General features: G+C 70.6%; 20 protein-coding genes and 1 pseudogene. 11 read left to right on the top strand and 10 right to left on the bottom strand.

The features are described 5' to 3' along the window. Positions 1-133: 133 nt before the first annotated feature. The 3 genes from RMT89_RS24315 to RMT89_RS24305 form a co-directional block, all read right to left on the bottom strand. Positions 134-1,876 carry a pyruvate dehydrogenase gene (locus tag RMT89_RS24315; RefSeq protein WP_315885902.1) on the bottom strand — a complete coding sequence of 581 codons (1,743 nt, stop codon included), beginning with the start codon at positions 1,874-1,876 and terminating at the stop codon, positions 134-136. A gap of 77 nt (positions 1,877-1,953) precedes the next feature. Continuing rightward, positions 1,954-3,150: a protein phosphatase 2C domain-containing protein gene (locus RMT89_RS24310; protein WP_315885901.1), complete on the bottom strand. Its 1,197-nt coding sequence runs from the start codon at positions 3,148-3,150 to the stop codon at positions 1,954-1,956. 151 nt (positions 3,151-3,301) lie between these two features. Beyond that, complete coding sequence (locus tag RMT89_RS24305; RefSeq protein ID WP_315885900.1) at positions 3,302-3,535, bottom strand: hypothetical protein; 234 nt, start codon at positions 3,533-3,535, stop codon at positions 3,302-3,304. A gap of 84 nt (positions 3,536-3,619) precedes the next feature. On the opposite strand from RMT89_RS24305, the pseudogene RMT89_RS24300 reads away from it, so the two are divergent. From RMT89_RS24300 to RMT89_RS24290, 3 genes and pseudogenes are all read left to right on the top strand, one after another. Continuing rightward, positions 3,620-4,602 (top strand): annotated as a pseudogene (locus RMT89_RS24300) (helix-turn-helix transcriptional regulator). A 36-nt stretch (positions 4,603-4,638) separates the two neighbouring features. Continuing rightward, the gene (locus RMT89_RS24295; protein WP_315885899.1) at positions 4,639-5,124 is read left to right on the top strand and encodes a DUF456 domain-containing protein; all 486 of its coding nucleotides are present in this window, start codon (positions 4,639-4,641) and stop codon (positions 5,122-5,124) included. Between the two features lie 61 nt (positions 5,125-5,185). Next, entirely contained in the window at positions 5,186-5,554 is a 369-nt protein-coding gene (locus RMT89_RS24290; RefSeq protein WP_315885898.1) for a PPOX class F420-dependent oxidoreductase, read from the top strand. On the opposite strand, the gene RMT89_RS24285 is transcribed toward RMT89_RS24290, so the two are convergent. From RMT89_RS24285 to RMT89_RS24265, 5 genes are all read right to left on the bottom strand, one after another. Next, a complete protein-coding gene (locus tag RMT89_RS24285) occupies positions 5,551-6,036 on the bottom strand; it encodes a methylated-DNA--[protein]-cysteine S-methyltransferase (RefSeq protein WP_315885897.1) in 486 nt (161 codons plus the stop codon). The two genes, RMT89_RS24290 and RMT89_RS24285, sit on opposite strands and share 4 nt — an antisense overlap. A gap of 2 nt (positions 6,037-6,038) precedes the next feature. Next, positions 6,039-7,391: an AlkA N-terminal domain-containing protein gene (locus RMT89_RS24280; protein WP_315885923.1), complete on the bottom strand. Its 1,353-nt coding sequence runs from the start codon at positions 7,389-7,391 to the stop codon at positions 6,039-6,041. Positions 7,392-7,451: 60 nt separating this feature from the next. Next, positions 7,452-8,543: a ribosome small subunit-dependent GTPase A gene (gene rsgA / locus RMT89_RS24275; RefSeq protein WP_315885896.1), complete on the bottom strand. Its 1,092-nt coding sequence runs from the start codon at positions 8,541-8,543 to the stop codon at positions 7,452-7,454. Between the two features lie 198 nt (positions 8,544-8,741). Beyond that, complete coding sequence (locus RMT89_RS24270) at positions 8,742-10,226, bottom strand: cellulose binding domain-containing protein (protein ID WP_315885895.1); 1,485 nt, start codon at positions 10,224-10,226, stop codon at positions 8,742-8,744. 195 nt (positions 10,227-10,421) lie between these two features. Beyond that, the gene (locus RMT89_RS24265; protein ID WP_315885894.1) at positions 10,422-11,741 is read right to left on the bottom strand and encodes a radical SAM protein; all 1,320 of its coding nucleotides are present in this window, start codon (positions 11,739-11,741) and stop codon (positions 10,422-10,424) included. 174 nt (positions 11,742-11,915) lie between these two features. On the opposite strand from RMT89_RS24265, the gene RMT89_RS24260 reads away from it, so the two are divergent. The 7 genes from RMT89_RS24260 (at position 11,916) to RMT89_RS24230 (ending at position 22,502) form a co-directional block, all read left to right on the top strand. Beyond that, positions 11,916-13,160 carry a D-arabinono-1,4-lactone oxidase gene (locus RMT89_RS24260; protein WP_315885893.1) on the top strand — a complete coding sequence of 415 codons (1,245 nt, stop codon included), beginning with the start codon at positions 11,916-11,918 and terminating at the stop codon, positions 13,158-13,160. Positions 13,161-13,282: 122 nt separating this feature from the next. Next, complete coding sequence (locus RMT89_RS24255) at positions 13,283-14,512, top strand: ROK family transcriptional regulator (protein WP_315885892.1); 1,230 nt, start codon at positions 13,283-13,285, stop codon at positions 14,510-14,512. 11 nt (positions 14,513-14,523) lie between these two features. Continuing rightward, entirely contained in the window at positions 14,524-16,353 is a 1,830-nt protein-coding gene (locus RMT89_RS24250; RefSeq protein ID WP_315885891.1) for a glycoside hydrolase, read from the top strand. A gap of 184 nt (positions 16,354-16,537) precedes the next feature. Next, complete coding sequence (locus RMT89_RS24245; RefSeq protein ID WP_315885890.1) at positions 16,538-17,803, top strand: sugar ABC transporter substrate-binding protein; 1,266 nt, start codon at positions 16,538-16,540, stop codon at positions 17,801-17,803. Between the two features lie 23 nt (positions 17,804-17,826). Then, positions 17,827-18,792, top strand: a complete 966-nt coding sequence (locus tag RMT89_RS24240; RefSeq protein WP_315885889.1) for a sugar ABC transporter permease — start codon at positions 17,827-17,829, stop codon at positions 18,790-18,792. Further along, on the top strand, positions 18,789-19,631 hold the full coding sequence (locus RMT89_RS24235; protein ID WP_315885888.1) for a carbohydrate ABC transporter permease: 843 nt from the start codon (positions 18,789-18,791) through the stop codon (positions 19,629-19,631). The genes RMT89_RS24240 and RMT89_RS24235 overlap by 4 nt, the downstream gene beginning before the upstream one ends. A gap of 12 nt (positions 19,632-19,643) precedes the next feature. Then, a complete protein-coding gene (locus RMT89_RS24230; RefSeq protein WP_315885887.1) occupies positions 19,644-22,502 on the top strand; it encodes a glycoside hydrolase family 2 TIM barrel-domain containing protein in 2,859 nt (952 codons plus the stop codon). A 62-nt stretch (positions 22,503-22,564) separates the two neighbouring features. On the opposite strand, the gene RMT89_RS24225 is transcribed toward RMT89_RS24230, so the two are convergent. After that, positions 22,565-22,741 (bottom strand): hypothetical protein, encoded by a 177-nt coding sequence (locus RMT89_RS24225; protein ID WP_315885925.1) that lies wholly within the window; start codon positions 22,739-22,741, stop codon positions 22,565-22,567. 245 nt (positions 22,742-22,986) lie between these two features. Between RMT89_RS24225 and RMT89_RS24220 the strand changes: the two genes are divergently transcribed. Next, positions 22,987-24,306, top strand: a complete 1,320-nt coding sequence (locus tag RMT89_RS24220) for a jacalin-like lectin (RefSeq protein ID WP_315885886.1) — start codon at positions 22,987-22,989, stop codon at positions 24,304-24,306. An 18-nt stretch (positions 24,307-24,324) separates the two neighbouring features. Here RMT89_RS24220 and RMT89_RS24215 read toward each other — a convergent pair whose 3' ends face one another. Next, the gene (locus RMT89_RS24215) at positions 24,325-24,495 is read right to left on the bottom strand and encodes a hypothetical protein (protein ID WP_315885885.1); all 171 of its coding nucleotides are present in this window, start codon (positions 24,493-24,495) and stop codon (positions 24,325-24,327) included. Positions 24,496-24,710: the final 215 nt, after the last annotated feature.

Below are 24,710 nucleotides of genomic sequence, written 5' to 3'. Positions count from 1 at the left end.
CCGCGGTGTTCGGTGCGTGCCCTCGGCGTGCTGGACGAAGGCCCTCGTACTGGACGTACTTGGGTCTTTGGCCGGTGCGGCGAGGGTGCGCGCCGGGCGCCGTGGGTGCTGTGCGGGACTTTCAAAACACCCCCTAAGGCCGGGGGACATTGCGGAGGTTGGAGCGGGCCATCTGGAGCATGCGGCCCACTCCGCCGTCGAGGACGATCTTCGAGGCGGACAGGGCGAAGCCGGTGACCATCTCGGCGCTGATCCGCGGCGGGATGGAGAGGGCGTTGGGATCCGTGACGATGTCGACGAGGGCCGGTCCCTTGTGCTTGAAGGCGTCCTTGAGCGCGCCCGCGAGCTGCTTGGGCTTCTCCACGCGCACGCCGTAGGCGCCGCAGGCCTCGGCGACCGCCGCGAAGTCGGGGTTCCTGTTCTCGGTGCCGTACGACGGCAGTCCCGCGACCAGCATCTCCAACTCGACCATGCTGAGCGAGGAGTTGTTGAAGAGGACCACCTTCACCGGCAGATCGTTCTGCACCAGCGTCAGGAAGTCGCCCATCAGCATGGAGAATCCGCCGTCGCCGGACATGGAGACCACCTGGCGGCGGCGGTCGGTGAACTGGGCGCCGATCGCCATGGGCAGCGCGTTCGCCATCGAGCCGTGGGAGAAGGAGCCGATGACCCGGCGGCGGCCGTTGGGGGTGATGTAGCGGGCGGCCCAGACGTTGCACATGCCGGTGTCGACCGTGAACACGGCGTCGTCGTCGGCGAGTTCGTCCAGCACCGCGGCGACGTACTCGGGGTGGATCGGGATGTGCTTCTCGACCTTCCTGGTGTACGCCTTGACGACCCCTTCCAGCGCGTCGGCGTGCTTCTTGAGCATCTTGTCGAGGAAGCGCCGGTTCTCCTTGGTGCGCACCCGCGGGATGAGACAGCGCAGCGTCTCGCGTACGTCGCCCCACACGGCGAGGTCCAACTTGGAGCGGCGGCCGAGGTGTTCGGGCCGGACGTCGACCTGGGCGATCTTGACGTCGTGGGGCAGGAAGGCGTTGTAGGGGAAGTCGGTGCCGAGCAGGATCAGCAGATCGCACTCGTGGGTGGCCTCGTAGGCGGCGCCGTAGCCGAGGAGTCCGCTCATGCCGACGTCGAACGGGTTGTCGTACTGGATCCACTCCTTGCCCCGCAGGGCGTGTCCCACCGGAGACTTGATCTTCTCGGCGAACTCCATGACCTCCGCGTGCGCGCCCGCCGTGCCGCTGCCGCAGAACAGGGTGACCTTGTCTGCCGCGTCGATCATCCGGACAAGCCGGTCGATCTCGGTGTCGCCGGGGCGGACCGTGGGCCGGGAGGTGACCAGGGCGGTCTCGACGGGCTTGTCGGGGGCGGGCTGGTCGGCGATGTCGCCGGGCAGGGAGACCACGCTGACGCCGGAGCGGCCGACCGCGTGCTGGATGGCGGTCTGGAGCAGCCGGGGCATCTGCTTCGGGCTGGAGATCAGCTCGCTGTAGTGGCTGCACTCACGGAACAGCTGGTCCGGATGGGTCTCCTGGAAATAACCGAGGCCGATCTCGCTGGAGGGGATGTGCGAGGCGAGGGCGAGGACGGGGGCCATGGAGCGGTGGGCGTCGTAGAGGCCGTTGATGAGGTGGAGGTTGCCGGGGCCGCAGGAGCCCGCGCAGGCGGTGAGCTTCCCGGTGATCTGGGCCTCCGCGCCGGCGGCGAAGGCGGCGGTCTCCTCGTGCCGTACATGCACCCAGTCGATGCCGGAGTTACGGCGTACGGCGTCCACGACGGGGTTGAGGCTGTCGCCGACGACGCCGTAGAGGCGCTCGACTCCGGCACGGACGAGGATGTCGACGAACTGTTCCGCGACGTTCTGCTTGGCCATGGCTGCGGTGTGCCCCTTCGGTCTCCTTCGATCACTCCGGGTTCCATTGGAGGCACAGGGCGGCGCGGTTCGCTCGGTCAGACCTCCCAGACGGCGGCGGCCGTACGGTCGTCGGCGTAGCCCTTCACCCGGACCTGGGTGTCGGCGAGGAAGGCGGCGAGGCCCGGCGGGATGGGGCCCGACCACCGGTCGGTCAGGTGGCGGGCGAGTCCGGCCTCGCCGCGCAGGGGTTCGGCGAGACCGCTGGTGCACATCACAAGCGTGTCACCCGGACGGGCGACCGAGGCGCGGAAGCGGAAGGGTTCGCGGGGTGGTTCCGGGGCGGGTTCGTACGGGCTCGGGGGCTTCGGGATGCCGAGGTCCATGGTGAGCCGGTCGCCCTCGGGGGTCTCGGACGGCAGCGAACCGAACCCGACCACGGCCTCGCCGACGACGTCCGTGACCCGCGGTTCGATGTCCTGCCACTCGCCCTCCCGCAGCCGGAACAGACCGCCGGCGCCGACACCGAAGAACACGCGGGTACGGCAGTCGGGGTCGGCGGGCAGCAGGAGGCAGCGCAGGCTGGCCGCGTACTCCTCCGGGTCGACGCCCTGTTCGGCGGCGCTGGCGCGGAGTTTGCCGAGGCTGCGGTCGGTGAGGCGGTGCAGGCCGGATTTGAGGTCGCCGCGGCGGGCCGCCCTGATGTCCTCGGCCAGCCGTGCGTGACTGCGGCCCACGGCCCTGCCGATCCAGTGGCAGGCCTCGGCGGCGGCGCGGTGGGCGCCGGGGGTGGCGCGGGCGCCGGTGGCCATGGCGACGAGGACGAGGGCGTTCTCACCGGTGCCGAAGCGGGCGGTGAGGAGGGAGTCGCGGCGGGGTTCGCCCCGGTAGCGGGCGGAGTCGCCTCGGACGGAGGCGGCGCGGAGGGCGCAGGTGCCGTAGTGGGCGCCGTCGAGGACGGTGTCCGCGACGAGGTCGTCCAGGTCGTCGGGGTCCGCGGGTGGGAGGGCGGTGGGTTCGGGTTCGTAGGTGGGAGGGCCGGAGCCCACGTAGTCGACGGGGGACGGTGTATCGGCCTCCGCCCGCTGCGCGGGGACCGGTGCCGGTGCCCGGGCCGGGGCCGGGGGGTCGGTCGCCACGGGCGGCGCTTTGTTCACCGCGGTCGCCGCCGACGCGAACCTGTCGTCCAGAGAATCCGGCGCCCCCGTAGGACCCGTGTCCTCGGTCGTGTCGTCGTACAGTTGCATCCACCAGTCGTCTTCCCGACCGGTGGGCCTTCCCCCCTGCTGGCTCATGCCCCTAATTGTCCACCGCACGGGCCGTATGAAAACGGGGCAACCCGAAAATCGAGTGAAGGGTCGAACGGCGATGCGATACCGGGGAAACGAGCCGCCGGACGGTCCCACCCCCCACGGGAGGACCGCCCGGCGACGTCTCGGTGACCCGTCAGCGCACGTCGTACGCGCGGATCACGGTCTGGCTGACCGAGTTGCCCTTGGCGTCGGTCAGTTCGGCCCTGAGTGTGACCTGCTTCCCTGTCGCTCCGCTGTGGTCGACGACCGCCTCCAGGCGAAGATGCGCGGGGGCCGGTTGTGCGGGCCGCTTCCCGCCACCGCCGTCCTCGGCCTCTCGCACGGCGAAGATGCGCGGGGGCCGGTTGTGCGGGCCGTTTCCCGCCACCGCCGTCCTCGGCCTCTCGCACGGCGAAGATGCGCGGGGGCCGGTTGTGCGGGCCGTTTCCCGCCATGACCTCTTTGGAGAGCGATGCCGGCAGCGATAGGTCTGGACGAGACGCACGAGTCGGCGTACCGGGAGCTGGTGTCGGTCGGCGCGGCGGACGCCTCCGATCTCGCGCGGCGGCTGGCGCTCGGCGTAGGGGACACCGAGCGCGCTCTGCGCCGGCTGGAGCGGCAGGGGCTCGCCGCCCAGTCCTCGGCGCGCCCGGGGCGCTGGGTCGCCGCGCCGCCCGGGGTGGCGCTCGGGGCGCTGCTCGCCCAGCAGCGGCACGAGCTGGAGAAGGCGGAGCTGGCGGCCGCGCTGCTCGCCGAGGAGTACCGGGCGAGCGCCACCGAACCCGCGGTGCACGACCTGGTGGAGGTGGTGATCGGCGCGGACGCGGTCGCCCAGCGGTTTCTGCAGATCCAGCTCGGCCGTGCCAGGAGGTGTGCGCCCTGGTCACCGGCAATCCGGTCGTGGTGTCCGGGATGGACAACGATGCCGAGGAGCGGGCCGCCGACCGCGGGGTGCGCTACCGGGTGGTCGTGGAGCGCTCGGTGTTCGATCTGCCGCACGGGATCACCGAGCTGGCCGCCGCGCTGGGCAGGGACGAGCAGGTGCGGGTGGTGGACCAGGTGCCGACCAAGCTGGTGGTCGCCGACGGCACGCTCGCCCTGGTGCCGCTCGTCTCGCACACCGCGGAACCGGCCGCGCTGGTCGTGCACGCGAGCGGGCTGCTGGAGCTGCTCTCCGGTCTCTTCGAGTCGGTGTGGCGGGACGCGCTGCCGCTCAGGCTCGGGACGTCCGGGGTGGCCGAGCAGGAACCGGACGGGCCCGACGCCACCGACCTGGAGGTCCTCTCCCTGCTGCTGGCGGGGCTGACCGACGCGAGCGTGGCCAGACAGCTCGATCTGGGCCTGCGGACCGTACAGCGGCGGGTGAAGCGGCTGATGGAGCTCACCGGCGTCACGACCCGGCTCCAGCTGGGGTGGCACGCATATGAGCGCGGCTGGGTGGCCCGGGAGCGCTGATCTGCGGGTCCCTCCGGGCTCCGGCACCCTGGTCAGATGGGAGTGTGGGATCTCCTGCTGGTCGGGATGGTCATCCTGCTCGGCCTGTGCGGAGTACTGGTGCCCGGCGTACCGGGGTCCTGGCTGGTGTGGGCCGCGGTCATGTGGTGGGCGCTGAAGGATCCCCGGGCGGAGTCGTGGTGGCTGCTCGTGGGGGCGACCGTCGCGATGTTCCTCTCCCAGGTGGTCCGCTGGGCCCTGCCGCCCCGGCAGCTGCGCGCGAGCGGCGCCACCCCCCGGATGGGTGTGTACGCCGGGGCGGGGGCGTTCCTCGGCTTCTTCCTGATACCTGTGGTCGGCACGATCCCCGGTTTCATGGCCGGCATCTATCTGGAGGAACGCCTCCGCCTGGGCCGGCACGCGGAGGCGAGGGCGGCCCTGCGCACGGCGATGCGCTCGGGCGGCTCCAGCGTGCTGGCGGAGCTGTTCACCTGTCTGCTGATCGCGGGGGCGTGGCTGGGCGTGGTGATCTGGGGGACGTAGGGCCAGGGGCCCAGGGCGTGTACCCGATGTGGGGAACGGGCGGCCGTGCTTGGCTGGCCGCATGACCGAATTCAGCGAGGCCGAGCGCGTGTATCTGAAGTCCCAGCGGCTGGGACGGCTGGCCACCGTCGACCCGAACGGACAGCCCCAGGCGAACCCGGTCGGCTTCTTCCCGCAGGACGACGGCACGATCCTGGTCGGCGGCCGCGCGATGGGCACCACCAAGAAGTGGCGCAACCTCCAGAAGAACCCGAAGGTCTCCCTGGTCGTCGACGACCAGGTCAGTGTGCGGCCGTGGAAGGTGCGGGGGGTGGAGATCCGGGGTGAGGCGGAGCTGCTGACGGGCCCGAACGAGCTGGGCCCGCACTTCAGCGAGGAGACGATCCGTATCCGTCCCCGGTGGATCCACAGCTGGGGTCTGGAGGACTAGAGGGCCCCTTCGAGCGTCAGCAGTGCCGTCTTGCGCTCCAGGCCGCCCGCGTAGCCGGTCAGGGCGCCGTCCGCGCCGATCACCCGGTGGCAGGGGCGGACGATCAGCAGCGGGTTGGCGCCGATCGCGCCGCCGACGGCCCGGACGGCGGCCCGGGAGGCGCCGACGCGCGCGGCGATCTCGCCGTAGGTGGTGGTACCGCCATAGGGCACGGTGTCGAGGGCGGCCCACACCTTCTCGCGGAACTCGGTGCCCTCGGCGCGCAGCGGCAGCCGGAACTCCTTCAGCTCCCCGGCGAAGTAGGCGGCGAGCTGCCCCTCGGCGTCCCGGAACGCGCCGGGCTCGTGGCGCCAGCCCTCCTGGACGCTCCGGCCGCCTTTCTGGCCGGGCACGGACAGCGAGGTCAGGGCCCCGGTCGCGGGGTCGGCGGTGAGCAGAAGGGGGCCGACGGGACTGTCGAGGGTAGTCCAGTGGACGGTCACGGTTACTCCGGCTCCCCTGCTGTGCGCAGGTGTTGCAGGGCGTACGAGCGCCAGGGGCGCCAGCTGTCGGGGGCGTCGGTGCCGGGCGGCGCGACGTCCGGGTCGCCGAGGGCGCGGGTGCGCACGACGGCGACGGTACGGGCATCCAGGCCGGGCAGGGCGAGCAGCGCCTGCTCGGCGTCGTCCCGGTCGGCGCCCGCGTCCAGGCGGACGGCGCCGTCGGCGAGGGCGGCGGTGAGCGCACCCAGGGTGCCGTGCGGCTCGGCCTCGGCGAGGACGGCGGGTTCCGGGAAGAGGTGGGTGAGGCTTCCGCAGGGCGCGTCCAGCGCCTTGCCGTACCGCCGCACCAGCCGCTCGGCACCGGCGGGGCCCACCAGGGCCCGTACGGCCAGCTCCTCGGGGTCGGTGGCACCGGGGCACCTGAGCCCGGGCCGGGCGGCGACGAGCGGGGCGAGCCGGGCGTCGGCGCCGAGCCGCTCGTCCACGGCGCAGGGGTCGGCGTCCAGGTCGAACAGGCGGCGCAGGCGTTGCACGGCGGTGGTCAGATCCCGCAGGTCGGTGAGGTGGAGCCGGGCATCGAGCCAGCCGCGCGCCCGCTCGTCGACGGCGGCGATCCCACTGCCGTACGGCAGCCGCAGGGTGCGCCGGTAGGTGCGGCGCCCGGCGGGGCCGCTCACCTCCTCGACGCCGGGGACGGCCTCGGCCGCCAGGACGTCGAAGACGGCGGCGGACTGGTACGGGCCCCGGTAGGCGAGCCGCAGCGGGATGCCGGCCGTCGGGGTGGCCGTACGGCGGGCGGCGGGTGCGGCGGCGCGCAGCTCGCTCGGTGTCGAGGCGTACACGGTCCGGATCGTGTCGTTGAACTGGCGCACGCTGGCGAACCCGGACGCGAAGGCGATGTGGGTGACCGGCAGTTCGGTGGTCTGGAGCAGGACCCGGGCGGTGTGCGAGCGCTGGGCCCGGGCGAGGGCGACGGGCCCGGCGCCGAGTTCGGCGGTGAGCTGGCGCTGGACCTGCCGGGCGCTGTAGCCCAGCCGGTCGGCGAGGCCCGTGACGCCCTCCCGGTCGACGACTCCGTCGCCGATCAGCCGCATGGCCCGGCCCACGACATCGGCCCGCGCATTCCACTCCGCTGAGCCGGGCACGGCGTCCGGCCGGCACCGCCGGCAGGCCCGGAATCCCGAGCCCTGCGCGGCGGCGGCGGTCGCGAAGAAGCGGACGTTACGGCGCTTCGGGGTGACGGCCGGGCAGCTGGGACGGCAGTAGATCCCGGTGGTCTCGACGGCGAAGAAGAACTCCCCGTCGAACCGGGCGTCCCGGCTGCGTACGGCTTCATACCTGGTGTCTTCGTCCATCACGCCGTCAAGTCTCGACGACGTGCGGGACCGGTGCTAGCGGGATTCGGACACCGAGCCCTACCGCCACCGGTTCCGCTTGGCCTCCATCGCCGCCCTCCCCTGCGCGCCCTTGCGCTTCCAGTCCCGTCGGATCTCGGCCCGCAGCCGTGCGTCGGTCTTGGCGACGATCCGCTGGTTCTCGCGCATCAGCTTGCGATAGCTGTCGAGCCGCCGCTCGGGCAGTTCCCCGGAGTCGATCGCGGCGAGGACGGCGCACCCCGGCTCCGCCTCGTGGGCGCAGTCGTGGAAGCGGCAGCGCGCGGCCAGCTCCTCGATCTCCGAGAAGACCTGCCCGACGCCGGTCTGCGCGTCCCACAGTCCGACGCCCCGCAGACCGGGTGTGTCGATGAGGACACCCCCGCCCGGCAGCGCCAGCAGATTCCGCGTGGTCGTCGTGTGCCGCCCCTTGCCGTCGACGTCACGCGTGGCCTGTACGTCCATGACCTCCGCGCCGAGCAGCGCGTTCGCGAGGGTCGACTTGCCCGCGCCGGACTGCCCGAGCAGCACGGACGTGCCGCCTCCGACGACGGCGGCGAGGACATCGAGCCCCTCGTCGAGATGGGCGCTGACGGTCAGCACCGGCACGCCCGGCGCCGTCGTCTCGACGTCCGCCACGAGATGCGAGAGCGTCACCGCGTCCGGCACCAGGTCCGCCTTGGTGAGCACGACCACGGGTTGCGCCCCCGATTCCCAGGCGAGCGCCAGGAACCGTTCGATCCGGCCGAGGTCGAGCTCGACGGCGAGCGACACGGCGACGACCACGTAGTCGACGTTGGCCGCGAGGATCTGCCCCTCGGACCGCTGGGAGGAGGTGGAGCGTACGAAGGCGGTACGGCGCGGCAGATACGTCCGTACGTAGCGTGGGTTGCCCGCGGGTTCGACCGCGACCCAGTCCCCGGTGCACACGACCCGCATCGGGTCGTTGGGGGTGACGAAGGCGGTGTCGGCGCGCAGCACCCCGTCGGCGGTGACGACGTCGCACTGCCCGCGGTCGACACGGATGACGCGCCCGGCGAGCAGTCCTTCGGCGTCGTAGGGGAGGAACTCCTCCGCCCAGGCATCGTCCCAGCCGTAGGGAGCGAGAGCGGAGAACACAGAAGTGGAAGTCAAGGGTGACCCTTCACAAGGGCGGCCCCGGCGACGGAAGTCGGGTTCAGCCGGCGGCCACGGAGGTGGACTTGATGGATTCCTGCTTGCGGGCAGCGCTCATCGCAATGACAGCCATCGGTCGACACCTCCTCCACAGCACGCTCGGAACGAACGACCACACGGTATCCGGGGCCCCCTCGGGCCCTCAACCGAATTACGTCAGCTCGTACGGCACTCCCGCCCGTTCAGCGCGAAGTCGTGCGCCGGGGAGTTCTTGCCCTGCCAGGACGCGATGAAGCCGAAGCTCAGGGTGCCCTCGGCGGGGACCGCCTTGTTGTAGTCGGCGGCGGTCGCCGTGACCCGGGAGCCGTTCTGGGCGAAGCTCGCGTCCCACATCTGGCCGACGCGCTGGCCGTCGCGGAAGGACCAGGCCACGCGCCAGGTGTCCAGGGGCCGTTCGGTGGTGACGGTGACGGTGGCCTGGAAGCCGTCGGGCCACTGGTTGACCAGGTCGTAACGGACCCGGCAGGACGCGGGGGCGGAGGTCTGCGGGCCCGCTTGGCCACCGGTGCCCGCGGTGGTGGAGGACGTGCCCTGCGGCTCCGGGTCGGGGTCCTTGCTCTCCGGGGTGCGCTCGGCGGCGGACGGCTTCGCCGAGGACGGGCGTACGGACACCTCCTCCCCCGACGGTTCGAGTGTCGGGCCGGGGTTGTCCGCCACCGGCTGACGGTCGCCGGAGTCGCCCGCCACGGGGTCGTCGCCGGAGCCTCCGAACGGCATCATCGACACGGCGAGCGCCAGCAGCGACACCAGCACGGCCGCCACGAGCAGACCGCTCCGCACCGCCTTCGCCTTCTGCGCCGCGGGGTCGGCGTCCACGCCGTCCGGGCCCGGTGCGTCGGGGCGGCCGGCGCCGAGGCGGACCTCGGCGGCGCGACGGCGGCGCTCCAGGTAGGCGAGACCGCCCCAGCCGATGACTCCGCCGACGAGGGCGGCCGGCAGTCCGACACCGTGCAGCCGCAGACAGGCGGCGGCCTCGGCGCAGTCCACACAGCGGGCGAGGTGGCGGGTGAGGTCGTCGGGGGTGTCGGCGACGGGTGAGCGGGTCACGGCGTCGAGCAGCCGGACGTAGCCACGGCACTCGCGGGCCTTCGGCGCGTCGAGATGGTTGCGGTGGCAGCGGTCCCGGAACAGGCCTCGCACCTGGGCGAGTTCGTCGGAGACGGTGGCCGGGTCGAGGCCGAGCCGACGGGCCACCCCGGCAAGCGGCAGCGCCTCCACCTCGGCCAGCCACAGCAGTTCGGCGTCGGGCTGCTGCATGTCGCGCAGTCCGCGCAGCGCGAGCGGGCGGCCCTGGGGCGGTCCGGCGTAGCGTGCGGCCTCGTCGGAGTTGAGCCACAGCCGCAGATCGGGGGCGAGGCGGTTGCCCCGGCCGGTGACCTCCCAGTCGGCGGCCGTGGTGCGTACGGCGGTCAACAGCAGGGGTATCCGGGGCAGTCGGGGGGAGCGGCGGCCGGCGTACCGGGTGCCGTGCGCATCGGCGGCGCGGACCTCGCGCATGCCGGTCGAGAACGCCTCCTTGGCCAGGTCGGTGGCCGCGGTGGAGCCGGCCGTGCACAGGTCGGCGTACGAGAGCACGGCGTCCCAGCACTCGGAGAACAGCGCGGCCTCGGTGGCGTCCTGGGGGGTCGGCAGGTCGGGCATGGGTCTCCTGCATCCACGAGCGAGGTCAACTCACCATATTGGCAATGGAGTTGGGGGGAACCTCGCGGCAGAACACGAGCCTTTCACGTCTTCGACACAACTGACAAGCGCGCTATTCAAATGTCACGGGCGCCCGTCCGCCCCCTCGCCTCCGACGAGTTGTACGGATCCCGGGCGCCCCTTGCTCAACTCCCGTCACACGGTGGTCGGGTGCTCCGCGGGCAGGCTGTCCATGAAGGAGCTGACCGAGAACACGGCGCGGCCGGGTCCCGGCGGGCCGTAGCCGGGAGGCGAGGCCAGCCCGAACTCCTCCATCGTCCGACGATAGGCCTGGAGCAGCCGGATGTGGTACTCCAGGGGCGCGCCCTGCGGGTTGGCCTTGCCGAGCGGGGTCGTGGGCTCGGGACACCAGGTGGTGAAGCGGGGCGTGATGCCGTGCGACATGAAGAAGCGCAGGCCCTCGGTGGTGGAGGCGATGGCCTCGTCGACCGTCGTGAAGCCGAAGGGCTCGGCCATCTCCACGCCGGCGACGAAGTTGGGGATCACATTGCGCGCGCCGAACACCTCGGCCGAGTCCAGGATCCGCTTGTGCCACTCGTCACGGCCGACGTACCGCTCCTTGCCCGGGCAGTACATCTTGAAGAGGTACTCGTCCCACACCTCGTAGTTGGGGTGGTAGATCTGCACGCCGTAGTCCTTGAACCGCTGCACGTCGTCACGCGGCAGCGCCTGGGCGACGACCTTGCCGATCCACCGTCCGGGGAAGCGCTCCTCGATGGCCTTGGCATAGCGGCCGTAGAAGTCGGCCTCGTCGCGGCCGGCCACCTTCGACGTGATCGCACCGCCCGTCAGCGTGTACGCGGTGGACGTCTTCTGCGTGTCGTAGCGGTCGATGATCTCCAGGGCTTCGAGGACCTCCTCGACGTCCTTGACTCCCGTGTACGGCCGCCCGGCCGCCTTGTGCTGGCGCCAGTTGTGGTTGATGTCGCAGTACTGGCACTCCTCCTTGGCGCCGAAGTACTGGCAGACCCGGAAGACGGTGAGGTAGATCAGATAGCCCCACTGGATGGTCGGGGCGACCTCCATGACGGACTTCCCGCTCGCGAGGGTGTGCCGGTAGTACTCGGGCATCGGCGGGACACCGACGTCGGAGATCCGCTTGCCGTCCAGGTAGAGGCCGAGCATGCCGTCCTCGTCGGCGGCCACCCGGTAGGGCGAGGACGGGTTCACGCGCACGGACACCACGGTCCGGCGCAGGTCGTACGGACCGCCGGTGAGGATGATCTCCTCCGGGGGCCGTCGCAGCGCGGCCTCGCCGAGCTCCGGCAGGGTGCCGTGGTCGAAGGAGAAGATGAAGTACGACTTCGGCTTGACCTCGCCGGACTCGTTGTCGCTCAGCGCGGACGGGTCGAAGGCGACACCGCCCCGGAGCAGGTCCTCCTTGAAGACGGCCTCCCGCGGCACATGCGGAAAGCGCTCCATCAGATCCTCGACCAGCGCGGTACGGCTGCCCATCCGTGTCTCCTCCCGGCTCAGGCGTTCGACTCCTCACGGTATGCCCCTGCCTGCGCGTGAACGGGGCCGGGTCCCCTCGCGCCGCGGATCCGCACTGAATGCCCCCTATGTTCTACGGTTCGGCCGACCGGATGAGAGGCTCGGCGCACGCACACTCTCCGGGAGGGACGACGGATGACGGAGACGGTCACCAACTGGGCCGGCAACATCACCTACACCGCCAAGGAACTGCACCGCCCGCACTCGCTCGACGCGCTCAGGTCCCTGGTGGCCGGGAGTGCCCGGGTACGGGTGCTGGGCAGCGGGCACTCCTTCAACGAGATCGCCGAGCCGGGGGCCGAGGGCGCGCTGCTGTCGCTCGCCGAGCTGCCGGCCGAGATCGATGTCGACACGGCGGCCCGCACCGTGCGGGTCGGCGGCGGGGTGCGGTACGCGGAGCTGGCCCGGGTGGTGCACGGGCGCGGTCTTGCGCTGCCCAACATGGCGTCGCTGCCGCACATCTCGGTGGCCGGGTCCGTCGCCACCGGCACCCATGGCTCGGGCGTGGCCAACGGGTCGCTGGCGGCGCCCGTGCGCGAGGTGGAGCTCGTGACGGCGGACGGGTCGATGCCCCGGATCGGGCGTGCGGACGCCCGTTTCGGCGGGGCCGTGACTTCGCTCGGCGCACTCGGTGTGGTCACCGCGCTCACCCTGGACCTGGAGCCGGCGTTCGAGGTGGAGCAGCAAGTCTTCACCGAACTCCCGCTGGAGCGGCTGGAGTTCGAGACGGTGGCGAAGGCGGCGTACAGCGTCAGCCTCTTCACCGACTGGGCCGCGCCGGGCTTCCGTCAGGTGTGGCTGAAGCGGCGTACCGACCAGCCGCTGCCCGACTTTCCCTGGGCCGCGCCCGCGACCGAGAAGATGCACCCGGTGCCGGGCATGCCCGCGGTCAACTGCACCGAGCAGTTCGGGGTCCCGGGGCCCTGGCACGAGCGACTGCCGCACTTCCGGGCGGAGTTCACCCCGAGCAGCGGCGCCGAGCTCCAGTCCGAGTACCTGCTGCCCCGGCCGTACGCCATGGACGCGCTGCGCGCGCTGGATGCCATCCGTACGACGCTGGCGCCGGTGCTGCAGACCTGCGAGGTGCGGACGGTGGCCGCCGACGAGCAGTGGCTGAGTCCGTCGTACGGCCGTGAGACCGTGGCGCTGCACTTCACCTGGGTCGAGGACACGGCGGCCGTACTGCCCGTGGTGCGGCGGCTGGAGGAGGCGCTGGAGGGTCTGGAGGCCCGGCCGCACTGGGGGAAGGTGTTCACCATGCCGGCCGAGGTGCTGTGCGCGCGGTATCCGCGGATCGCTGACTTCCGGGAGCTGGCGCGGTCGCTGGACCCGGGCGGCAAGTTCGCCAACGCGTTTGTGCGGGACGTCCTGAGCGGCTGAGAACGGGACTTTCTATACCCCCTTTCCTAACCCCTTGTCGAAAGTCCCCCGCAGCCCATAGCCTTGCGCCGCGCCGGTGCCGACGTCGACCCGGCCTGCGAGAAGGGACGGGGGCAACTCCGGTGAAGCGCACATCACGTGACATCCGCACCGCGAACCGCTACGAGGTGCTGCGCCAGATCATCGCCGCCTCGCCCACCTCCCGGCAGGAGCTGGCGGCCGCCACCGGGCTGAGCCTCGCCACGGTCGCCACGCTCGTCGGGGAGCTGCTCGACCTCCGGATGATCACCGAGGTCGGCTTCGAGGACTCCGCGGGCGGGCGGCCCCGCGGACTCGTGGCGGTCAACGCGTCGGGGGGCGCGTTGATCGGCGTCGACATCGCGGAAACCTACGTCCATGTCGAGCTGTTCGACCTCGCGCTGAACGTCCTGGCCCGCGCCGAGGAGGACGTCCGGCCCGGCGAGAGCCTGCCGGAGCAGGTGGTCGGCCATGTCGCCTCCGCCGTCGGCTCGGTGGTCGCGCAGGCCGGGGTCGACGGCTCCCGGGTACTCGGCGTCGGGGTGAGCGTGCCGGGGCAGGTGGACCGCGCCACCGGCACCTCCGAGTACGCCCCCAACTGGGACTGGCACGAGGTGCCGCTGCTCGACCTGCTCACCGAGCACATCGCCTACCCCCTGTACCTGGACAACCCGCTGCGCGCCAGCGCGGTGGCCGAGCTGTGGTTCGGGGCCGCGCGCGGGCGCGGGGACGCCGTGGTCGTCAACCTGGGGACCGGGGTGGGCGCCGGGCTCGTCCTCGGCGGAGCGCTGCACCGGGGTGTCAGCAACAGCGCGGGCGAGTGGGGCCACACCACGATCGTGCTGGACGGCCGGCTGTGCCGCTGCGGCAAGCACGGCTGTGTGGAGGCGTACGTCGGAGCCTCCGGGATCATGCTGACCCTGCGGGAGCTGAGCGCCGACAGCCCGCTGCTGCACCCGGAGGACCAGACGGCCACGATCGCCGCGCTGGGCCGGGGGGTCGAGGCGCGCGATCCGGTGGCGCTCAAGGCGGTCCGCGACACCGTCCGCTATCTGGGTGCCGGCATCGCCGACCTGGTCAATCTGTTCAACCCCGAAGTGGTCGTGCTCAGCAGCTGGGTCGCGACCGCCCTCGGCGAGCCGCTGGTCGCGGAAGTGCGCGAGGCCGTCGCCCGGCACGCGCTGCCGCGTCCCATGGCCGCCACCGAGATCGTCCTCTCCCCGATCCCCACCGACCCGGTGTGCCTGGGCGCGGCGACGTTCGCGCTGGAAGGCGCACTGCAGTCCGTCGGGCAGAGGCAGCCCAAGAGGAGCCGTACCGCACCACCTTCATGACGACGGAAGGGATGCACGTGACTCACCCCCGGAGATCGATCCTGCTGACAGCAGCAGCCGCCCTCGCTGTCTCGGGCCCTCTCATATCCGCCCCCACCGCTTCGGCCGCACCCCCCATGGCGGCCGAGGTCTCCCCCTACGCCGCCCAGACCATCGACAACATCGGTGCCTCCGGCGCCTGGTGGGTCAACGACCTGAAGAACTTCGACCCCAAGGTCCAGGCCAGGGTCGCCAAGCTGCTCTTCTCCTCGGAGGGCCTGGACCTCAGCAACTACCGCTACAACATCGGCGGTGGCGGTACGGCGGTCACGACCCCGTCCCGCGCTCCGGAGGACTTCCGTAACGACGACGGCAGTTACGACTGGACCAAGGACAAGGGCGGCCGTACCTTCCTCGCCTACGCCGCGAAGTACGGCGTCGAGGACCTGGTCGCCTTCGTCAACAGCGCCCCGGCCGAGTGGAAGACCAACGGCAAGAGCTGCGGCGGCCATCTGAAGGCGGAGAACGAGCAGGACTTCGCCAAGTACATCGCCGACGTCACCGACCACTTCGCCCGGCAGGGCGCGCGGTTCGACTACATCAGCCCCTTCAACGAGCCCACCAACAGCTTCGACTCCTGCGGCCAGGAGGGCATGCTCGTCGATGTCCCGCAGCGCGACGACATCGTGCGGGCCCTCGGCGCCGAGCAGGAGGCGCGCGGGCAGCGGACCGGCATCATCGCCGACGAGTCCACCAGCACGGTGAAGTTCAACGACGAGGTCCCGCAGTGGATCTCGCAGCCGGGCACGGCTCAGTACGTCGACAAGCTGGCCCACCACACCTACGACAACCCCAGCGACGCCAACCGGGCGAAGGTCTACGAGACCTCGAAGAAGGTCGACATCGAGTCCTGGTCCACGGAGATCTGCTGCTTCGGCAAGGGCGGCACGGGCTGGGCGCAGGAGTACGACCCGGGCATCGACGGCGGTCTGAACCTGTCCCGGATCATCTACAAGGACTTCGCGGTCTCCCATGACTCCGCGTTCCAGTGGTGGGTGGCCCTGTCGGAGATGACCGGCACCGACCCGTACGCGAAAAACGACGCGGGCTGGAACGACGGCCTGATCTACTACGACCCCGACTACGCCACCAACGGCAACCAGACCCTGTACTTCACCAAGCGGTACTACGCGCTCGGCCAGTACAGCAAGTTCGTCAAGCCGGGCTCGGTCGCGCACAACGTGACCGGGGTACCGGACGGCGTCGAGGTCAGCGCCTACGACCGAAAGGGCAAGTGGGTCGTGGTGGTCAACAACCAGAACGCGACGGACACTTCGCTGGACCTGCGCTTCAACAGCGACACCCCGCTGAGGGCGACCCAGGCCGTGCGGACGTCGGCCACCGAGGACTGGGCGCACGTCGCCAAGCCGAAGGTCAGCGGCGGCACGGTCTCGGCCTCGCTGCCGGCGCGGTCCATCACGACGTACGTCCTCGACCAGAAGGGCGAGGGCAGTTCGGCCGTCACGGGGGCCTGGCAGGGCGAGCAGTCCGGGAAGTGCCTGACGGCGGCGGTGACGATCAGCACCTGCACGGGCTCCGGGGACCAGGACTGGTCGTACGACGGGACGGGCGCGCTGAAGGGCGCGAACGGCTATCTGACGGCCGGGAGTTCAGGGCTCACCACGAGCGCCGACTTCACGGGTGACGCCTCGCAGCGCTGGCTGCTGAACTCCAACGGGCAGATCGTCAGCGAGGCTTCGGGCCAGTGCCTGGACGTCGGCGGACAAGCCACGGCGGACGGCAGCAAGGTGGGTCTGTGGACCTGCAACGGCGGGACCAACCAAGCGTGGTCGCGGCAGTAACCAGTCACGCCTGAAAGGGAGTTGCGGGCCGCTGGTGCGGCGGCCCGCGACTCCGTCACGTCCGGAATTCCGAACGCTGCACAACGCTTCGAACAGACTTCGTCCAACCCCTTGCCGAAGCCTTAGCCGAAGGTTAACGTCCCGCACCGCAAGCCGCAGCCGCACGAGAGACAAGGACGTCAGCATGTCGGCAATGAGCACCAGCAACTGGGACCGTCGTACCGTTCTGCGCGCCGCCATGGGCCTGGCCGCCGCGGGCGGCCTTGCCGCGTGCGGCGGCAACAACGGCCGTGGGGGCGGGTCGGGTTCGGGCACCGACCTGGTGCAGTACTTCCACGCCTACGGCGAGGCCGGGACCGAGCAGGCCATCAAGAGGTACGCGAAGGCCTACGAGGGCGCCAACGTCACCACGCAGTGGATCACCGGCGACAACTTCGAGAGCAAGCTCTTCTCGGCGCTGCTCACCGACAAGGCCCCGGACCTGTTCGAGTTCCACCCGCAGATCCAGCTCATCCGCAGCGGACAGGTGGCCGATCTGACCGACATCATCGACCCGGTCAAGGACGACTTCAACCAGGCAGACATCGCCTCGCACACGGTCGACGGGAAGATATACGGCGTCCGGATGATCGACGACCCGCAGTTCTTCTTCTACCGCAAGTCGCTGCTGGAGAAGGCGGGCGTCGGGGTGCCCGAGACCCTTGAGGAGCTGATCGAGGCCGCCGCCAAGCTGACCACGGACAAGGTCAAGGGACTCTTCCTCGGTAATGAACTCGACCCGATCATGCGGCCGTTGATCTGGGCGGCCGGGGCCGACACCCTCGACGAGAAGAACGAGATCGCCTACCACACCGACGCGGTCAAGGGCGGGCTGACGCAGCTCCGCGGGCTCTTCAAGAGCGGTGATCTGCTGCTCGGCGCCCCGACCGACTTCTGGGACCCGTCCCCGCTCAACCAGGGTCTGACGGCCATCCAGTGGTGCGGTATGTGGGCGATGCCGCAGATGCAGGCGGCGCTCGGCGACGACCTCGGGATCTTCCCCTTCCCGAAGGTCGGGGACACGGGCAAGCCCTCCGTCTACAACGGCGGTTGGTCGATGTTCGTCAACGCCAAGAGCAAGAACGTCGAGGCGGCCAAGGAGTACGTGAAGTGGCTGTGGATCGACCAGAAGGAGTACCAGGAGGACTGGTCGCTCTCCTACGGCTTCCACATCCCGCCGCGCACCTCGCTCGCCCAGTCCGCCGACAAGCTCAAGTCGGGGCTGCCCGCCGAGGGCGTCAAGCTCTTCAACGAGTTCGGACACTTCGACAACATCGGCTTCACCCAGGCCATGCTCGACGCCATCGAGGACGTCCTCGCCGACTGTGTCCGTCAGGACGGTGACCCGGAACGCGCCCTCGACAAGGCCGACGGCAAGGTCAACCGCGAGCTCAAGAAGCTCTTCGGATAGGCCGCCGGACAGGTATTCACGACATGTCGACCCTCACCGAGAGCGGTGTCTCGCGCCCCGCCCCGGCCAAGTCCTCCGGGACCCGGCCGCGGCGCGGGCCGCGCGGCAACCCCACCGTCAACTTCTGGCTCTTCACCGGTCCGTTCCTGATCGGCCTCGGGCTCTTCGTCTACGTCCCGATCGGCTGGAGCCTCTGGCTCTCCTTCTTCGACGCCCGCTTCACGGTCACGCCGAGCGAGTTCATCGGCTTCGACAACTACAGCTACATGCTGTCGAACGACGACTTCACCGGATCGCTCGTCGTCTTCACCGTGTTCGCCGCGTTCATCGTGCCCACCACCTGGGCGTTCTCGCTCGGCCTCGCCCTGATGGTGAACCGGCTGCGGTTCATGCGGGCGTTCTTCCGGTCGGTGTTCTTCCTGCCGACGGCGGTGAGTTATGTCGCCGCCTCACTGATCTGGAAGATGTCGATCTTCAGCGGAGTCCGCTTCGGGCTCATGAACACCGTGCTCGGCTGGTTCGGCATCGACAACATCGCCTGGCTGGCCAGCCCCGACCCGCCCTGGTACTGGCTGGTCATCATCACCGTACGACTCTGGCTCCAGGCCGGGTTCTTCATGATCCTGTTCCTGGCGGCCCTGCAGAACATCCCGCAGGAGCTGTACGAGGCCGCCGCCATCGACGGCGCCAAGCCCGGCCGGCAGACCTTCTGGTACATCACACTGCCCCAGCTGAGGGCCACCTCGACGGCCGTGATCCTGCTGCTTCTGGTGCAGGCGTACCAGGCCTTCGACGAGTTCTTCAATCTGCTCGCCAACTCCACGTGGGGCCGCCCGCCCCTGGTCGAGCTGTACTACATCGCCCTCGGCGAGAACCAGGACTACGGCGCCGGCAGCGCGGGCGCGATGATCCTCACGCTGCTGATCTGTGTCGTCACGCTGCTCCAGGGCAAGTTCTTGGGCTTCGGAAGGGGGGAGGAGTCCAAGTGAGCAAGGTCAAACGAGGCGGCGTCCTCGGCTCCACCGGCCTCTGGATCGCCACGGGCATCGCCGCCTTCCTCTTCCTCGTCCCCTTCTATCTGATCGTCCGCAACGCTCTGATGAGCGACCCGGAGATCACCGGCGAGGACTGGAAGTTCTTCCCCACCGACATCCAGTGGGGCAACATCACCGAGCCCTTCGACGACCCGACCGTCGACTTCGCCCGCTCCCTGTGGAACTCGGCGATCGTCGGCGTCCTGCACACGGTCGGCACCCTCCTGGTCTGCTCGCTCGCCGGATACGGCCTGGCCAGGATCCCCTACCGGCACGCGAACAAGGTCTTCTACGCCGTTCTGGTGACCCTGATGGTGCCGACCGCGGTCACCTTCGTGCCCAGCTTTGTGCTGGTCTCGTCGCTGGGCTGGGTGGACACCTACCGGGGCCTGATCATCCCCGGCCTGTTCAGTGGTTTCACCTGCTTCCTGTTCCGGCAGTACTTCCTGGGATTCCCCAAGGAACTGGAGGAGGCGGCGCGGGTGGACGGGCTCGGCTACTGGGGCGCGTACTGGCGTGTCGTGGTGCCGAACTCGCTGAACTTCTTCGCGGCCATGGCCACGATCACCTTCATCAGCGGCTGGAACTCCTTCCTGTGGCCGCTGGTCATCGGCCAGGATCCCAGCGCCTGGACGGTTCAGGTGGCCCTCTCCTCGTACATGACCAACCAGACCGTCAACTTCCACCTGATCTTCATGGCCACCGCCATTTCCATCCTGCCCCTGGTGTTCGTGTTCCTCTTCCTCCAGCGCTGGCTGGTGCAGGGGATCGCGCAGACCGGCATCAAGGGCTGAGCTAGGAGTCAGATGTCTTTCCGCACCACCACCTTCGTCGAGGACGTCGCACCGGGCCGCGGGGTGCTGCCGCCCCGCGCCTGGTACGCGTCCTCCGACGCCATGTCCCTCTCCCTGAACGGCAGTTGGCGCTTCCGGCTGTCGGCGACCGCGGATGCCGAGGACGACTCCTTCGCCGCCGAGGGGTACGACGCCGGAGACTGGGCGTCGGTCACGGTCCCCGGCCACTGGGTCCTTCAAGGACACGGCGCTCCGATCTACACCAACCATCTCTACCCCTTCCCGGTGGACCCGCCGTACGTCCCGACGGACAACCCCACCGGCGACCACCTCCGCGTCTTCGACCTCCCCGAGGACTGGCCCGCTCCCTCGGGAGGCGGGGCCGTCCTCCGCTTCGACGGCGTCGAGTCCTGCGCCCGAGTCTGGCTGAACGGCACCGAGCTCGGGGAGTTCAAGGGCTCCCGCCTGCCGCACGAGTTCGCGGTCGGGCACCTGCTCAAGCCGAGCGGCAACATGCTCGCGGTCCGCGTCCACCAGTGGTCCGCGGGCTCCTACCTGGAGGACCAGGACCAGTGGTGGCTGCCCGGCATCTTCCGTGATGTCACCCTGCTGCACCGCCCGGCGGACGCCGTGGGCGACTTCTTCGTGCACGCGTCCTATGACCACGTGACCGGCGAGGGCACGCTGCGGGTCGACTCCGAGGCCGCCGGTCGGGTGACGGTCCCCGCGCTCGGTATCGACGCGGCGACGGGCGAGTCGGTGACGGTCCCGGTCGAGCCGTGGACCGCCGAGACGCCTCGGCTGTACGACGGTGAGCTGGCCACGCCCGGCGAGCGGGTCCCGCTGCGCATCGGCTTCCGCACGGTCGCCCTGGAGGACGGCCTGATCAAGGTCAACGGCAGGGCGATCCTCTTCAAGGGCGTCAACCGGCACGAATGGCACCCGGAGAAGGGCCGCGCGCTGGACCTGGCGACCATGCGCGAGGACGTGCTGCTGATGAAGCGGCACAACCTCAACGCGGTCCGCACCTCCCACTACCCGCCGCACCCCGCCTTCCTCGACCTCTGCGACGAGCTGGGCCTGTGGGTCATCGACGAGTGCGATCTGGAGACCCACGGCTTCACCGAGCAGAACTGGCGCGACAACCCCGTCGACGACGACCGCTGGACCCCGGCGCTGATCGACCGCGCGGCCCGGATGGTCGAGCGGGACAAGAACCACCCCTCGGTCGTCTTCTGGTCGCTGGGCAACGAGGCCGGCACCGGGCGCGGTCTGACCGCGATGGCCGAGTGGATCCGCGACCGCGACCCCGACCGTCTGATCCACTACGAGGGTGACTGGGACTGCCGGGACACCGACGTGTACTCGCGGATGTACGCCTTCCACGACGAGGTCGAGCGGATCGGGCGTGGCCTCGACGGCGGCACCCACAAGCGGCGTGAACTCCCCTTCATCCAGTGCGAGTACGCCCACGCCATGGGCAACGGGCCCGGTGGACTCACCGACTACCAGGAGCTGTTCGAGCGGTACGACCGGCTCCAGGGCGGCTTCGTCTGGGAGTGGATCGACCACGGCATCAAGCACCCCGAGCTCGGCTATGCCTACGGCGGTGACTTCGGGGAGGAGCTGCACGACGGCAACTTCGTCTGCGACGGGCTGGTCTTCCCGGACCGGACGCCGTCGCCGGGACTCGTCGAGTACAAGAAGGTCATCGAGCCGGTCCGCTTCGAGGGCGACGGCGCCGACGGCACCGTACGGGTGATCAACAAATACGACTTCGCCGATCTGTCGGCGCTCGCGCTGGAGTGGGCCTACCAGCTGGACGGTGAGACGGTGGAGGCGGGCAACCTGCCGGTGCCGCGGCTGGCGCCGGGCGCCTCGGCCGATGTGAAGCTGCCCGAGCCGCCCGTCGCGGCCCGGGGCGGCGAGGCGCAGTGGACCCTGCGGGCGGTACTGGCCGAGGACACCGCCTGGGCGCCGCGCGGGCATGAGGTGGCGTGGGCGCAACTCCCGGTCACCGAGCCGGTGAAGCCGACGGTCGCGGCGAGCGCCGCGCCCGTGACCGCCGAGCGGGTGATCCACCTCGGTCCGGCGTCCTTCGACGCCCGCACCGGGGCACTGCTGAGGATCGGCGGAGTCGAGGTGACCGCACCCCGGCTGGATGTGTGGCGGGCGCCCACCGACAACGACGAGGGCGCCGAGTGGCAGCAGGACAGCCGTTACGGGCTGCTGTGGCGCAAGTTCGGCCTGCACCGCATGCAACACCGCCTGGACGGGATCGAGTTGGGCGTCGACTCACTGACCGTACGCACCCGCGTGGCACCCGCCGCCTGGGAGATCGGCCTGGACACGGTGTACCGCTGGAGTGCCGACGGCGAACGGCTGCGGCTGACCGTGTCGGTGACCCCGGAGGGCGACTGGACGGTGCCGCTGCCCCGGCTCGGCATCCGGTTCGGGCTCCCCGAGGCGGACACCGTGAGCTGGTTCGGGGGCGGACCGGGTGAGGCGTACCCCGACACCAAGTCGGCGTCGAGGCTGGGCCGTTGGCACTCCACCGTGGACGAGCTCCAGACGCCGTACGTCCGCCCGCAGGAGAACGGCGCCCGCGCCGATGTCCGCTGGGTGGAGCTCGGCGGTCTGCGGATCGAGGGCGACCCGGAGTTCTGGTTCACCGCGCGCCGCTGGACGAGCGAGCACCTGGACGCGGCCCGGCATCTGACGGACCTCGCGGCGGGCGAGACGGTGTGGGTCAACCTCGACCACGGCCAGCACGGCATCGGCTCCCAGTCGTGCGGCCCGGGCCCGTTGCCGCGGTACTTCCTGCCGGCGGCGCCGACGGAGTTCTCGTTCGTGTTCTCTCAGGCTCATTGAGCGGACGGGGACGCCGGTCCGGTCCGGCCGGCGTCCCCTCGCTCGTCCTACGGGGTGCGGCGTCATGTCGTGACGAGTTCCGCGCCGAGCAGACCCGCACGGCGCATCAGGGAGCGGCGCGACTGCTCGGGGGTGAGCGCCTCGTCGGGGACGGTGATGTCGAAGGCGGCGGGCAGCGCCGTCGCCTCCGTGTGGTCGTGATCGCGTCCGCGGTGATGGCGGTGATGCCCGCGTCCCATGCTCCCGGTTGCCGCTTCCTTCCCGCGGCTGCCGTCCGCGGCGCGGCCACGCCGCGTGGGGAGGATCGAGGCGAAACATGAACGTTGAACAAGCGATGCGTGGACGGCCGGTGCCTCCCACACGGCGGAACGCCACGTCCCTCGCCGTTTCCTCAACCGGCCTTGCGCGTCACACTAGTTGCCACCGAACCTGAGCTTCGTTCGCCTTTCGGCCTCTCCCCCCACCCGACGGAGACACCCCCACCATGAGACGAGTCCTCGGCACCCTCGCGGCCGCCGCGCTGGCCCTCACCGGCCTCGCCACCACCGGCGCCGCCCCCGCCACGGCCGCCACCTCCGGCTCCTTCGACGTACTGACCTACAACATCGCCGGCCTGCCCCTCGGCCTCGGCGACAGCGACCCGGAGACGAACACCCCGCTGATCGGTCAGCGGCTCGGCGCGTACGACATCGTCAACGTGCAGGAGGACTTCAACTACCACGCCTCGCTGTACGCCAACGACACCCACCCGTACCGCACCGCGACCAGCGGCGGCGCGGCCATCGGCGACGGCCTGAACACCCTCTCGGACTACGCCTTCGAGGACTTCCAGCGGGTGAAGTGGAACAACTGCACCGGCACCAACTGCCTCACCCCGAAGGGCTTCTCGCTGGCCCGGGTGCGGATCGCCGAAGGCGTCTTCGTGGACCTGTACAACGTCCACACCAACGCCGACTCCGACGACGCCGCCCTCGCCGCCCGCCGCGCCAACATCGAGCAGCTGTCGGACTTCATCCAGGCCAACTCCGCCGGCAACGCCGTGATCGTCATGGGCGACACCAACACCCGCTACACGCGCGCTGGCGACAACATCCGCACGCTGCTGTCGGAGAACGGTCTCAAGGACCCCTGGGTCGACCTGGTCAAGGGCGGCACCGCGCCCGCGCAGGGCAGTGACGCCCTGCTCTGCGACGCGGCGGCGCCGACGAACGACTGCGAGGTCGTCGACAAGGTCCTCTACCGGGGCAGCGACCTCCTGTCACTGAACGCCACCCGCTACAACACCGAGTGGGCGTCCTTCCTGCGCAGTGACGGCAAGCACCTCTCCGACCACTTCCCGCACTCGGTCGGCTTCTCGTACACCCTGAACCCGTCCCTCAAGGCGAGCGACTTCTTCGGCGGCCCGCACGGCACGGCCTTCAACGACGCCGACAACCTGCCGGCCACCGTCTCCCCCCGCACCCTGACCCTGCGCGGCGCCTCCCGCCTGGACGCCGTCTCGCTCACGCACGACGGCGGTACGGCCCTGACCCACGGTGGCACGGGCGGCACCGCGACCTCGCTGACCCTGGCCGCCGGCGAGCACCTCACCTCGGCGAAGCTGACACAGGGTCAGAAGGACGGCCGTACCAGGATCTTCTCCGCGGCCTTCACCACGGACAAGGGCCGGAGCCTGTCAGCCGGGACGGCGACCTCCGACACGAAGACCTTCACGGCGCCGTCGGGCTGGCAGATCGTCGGCTTCACGGGACGGTCCGGCACCGAGATCGACAAGCTGGGCGTGCTGTACGCGCCGATCGGCTGACGCAGGGCTTCGGCCCTCTCACTCGTTGCGCAGCACCTCCGCGACGGTCAGCCTCGCCGCACGCCGGGCCGGGACGAGCGCACCCAGGACCGCGATGGCAACCCCGGCGAGGGCGAGGCCGGCCGGCGCCGGGGCCTGCCAGACGTCCGTCATGCAGGCGGGCAGCGTGATGTCGACGGCGTCCGCCATGCGCGGTCGAAGGGGGCGGAGGCGGCGTCGACGAGGCCGAGGGCCACCACCGTCGCCGCCGTCGACGTCGGCGTGACCAGCGCGATCACGACGGTCTGGCGGACTGTCCCACACGGAACTGGCCGCGCATCTGACCCTGAGCGAGGCGACGGTGAAGTCGCATGGGGCGCGCATCTTCGCGAAGCCTGCGCCCGGGCGCAGGCGGTGGTGTGCGC

It is taken from the genome of Streptomyces sp. P17 (assembly GCF_032436805.1).
In the GTDB taxonomy this organism is placed as follows: Bacteria; Actinomycetota; Actinomycetes; order Streptomycetales; family Streptomycetaceae; genus Streptomyces.
Note: the sequence above shows the minus strand (reverse complement) of the source record. Positions and strands in the feature narration are given on the sequence as shown.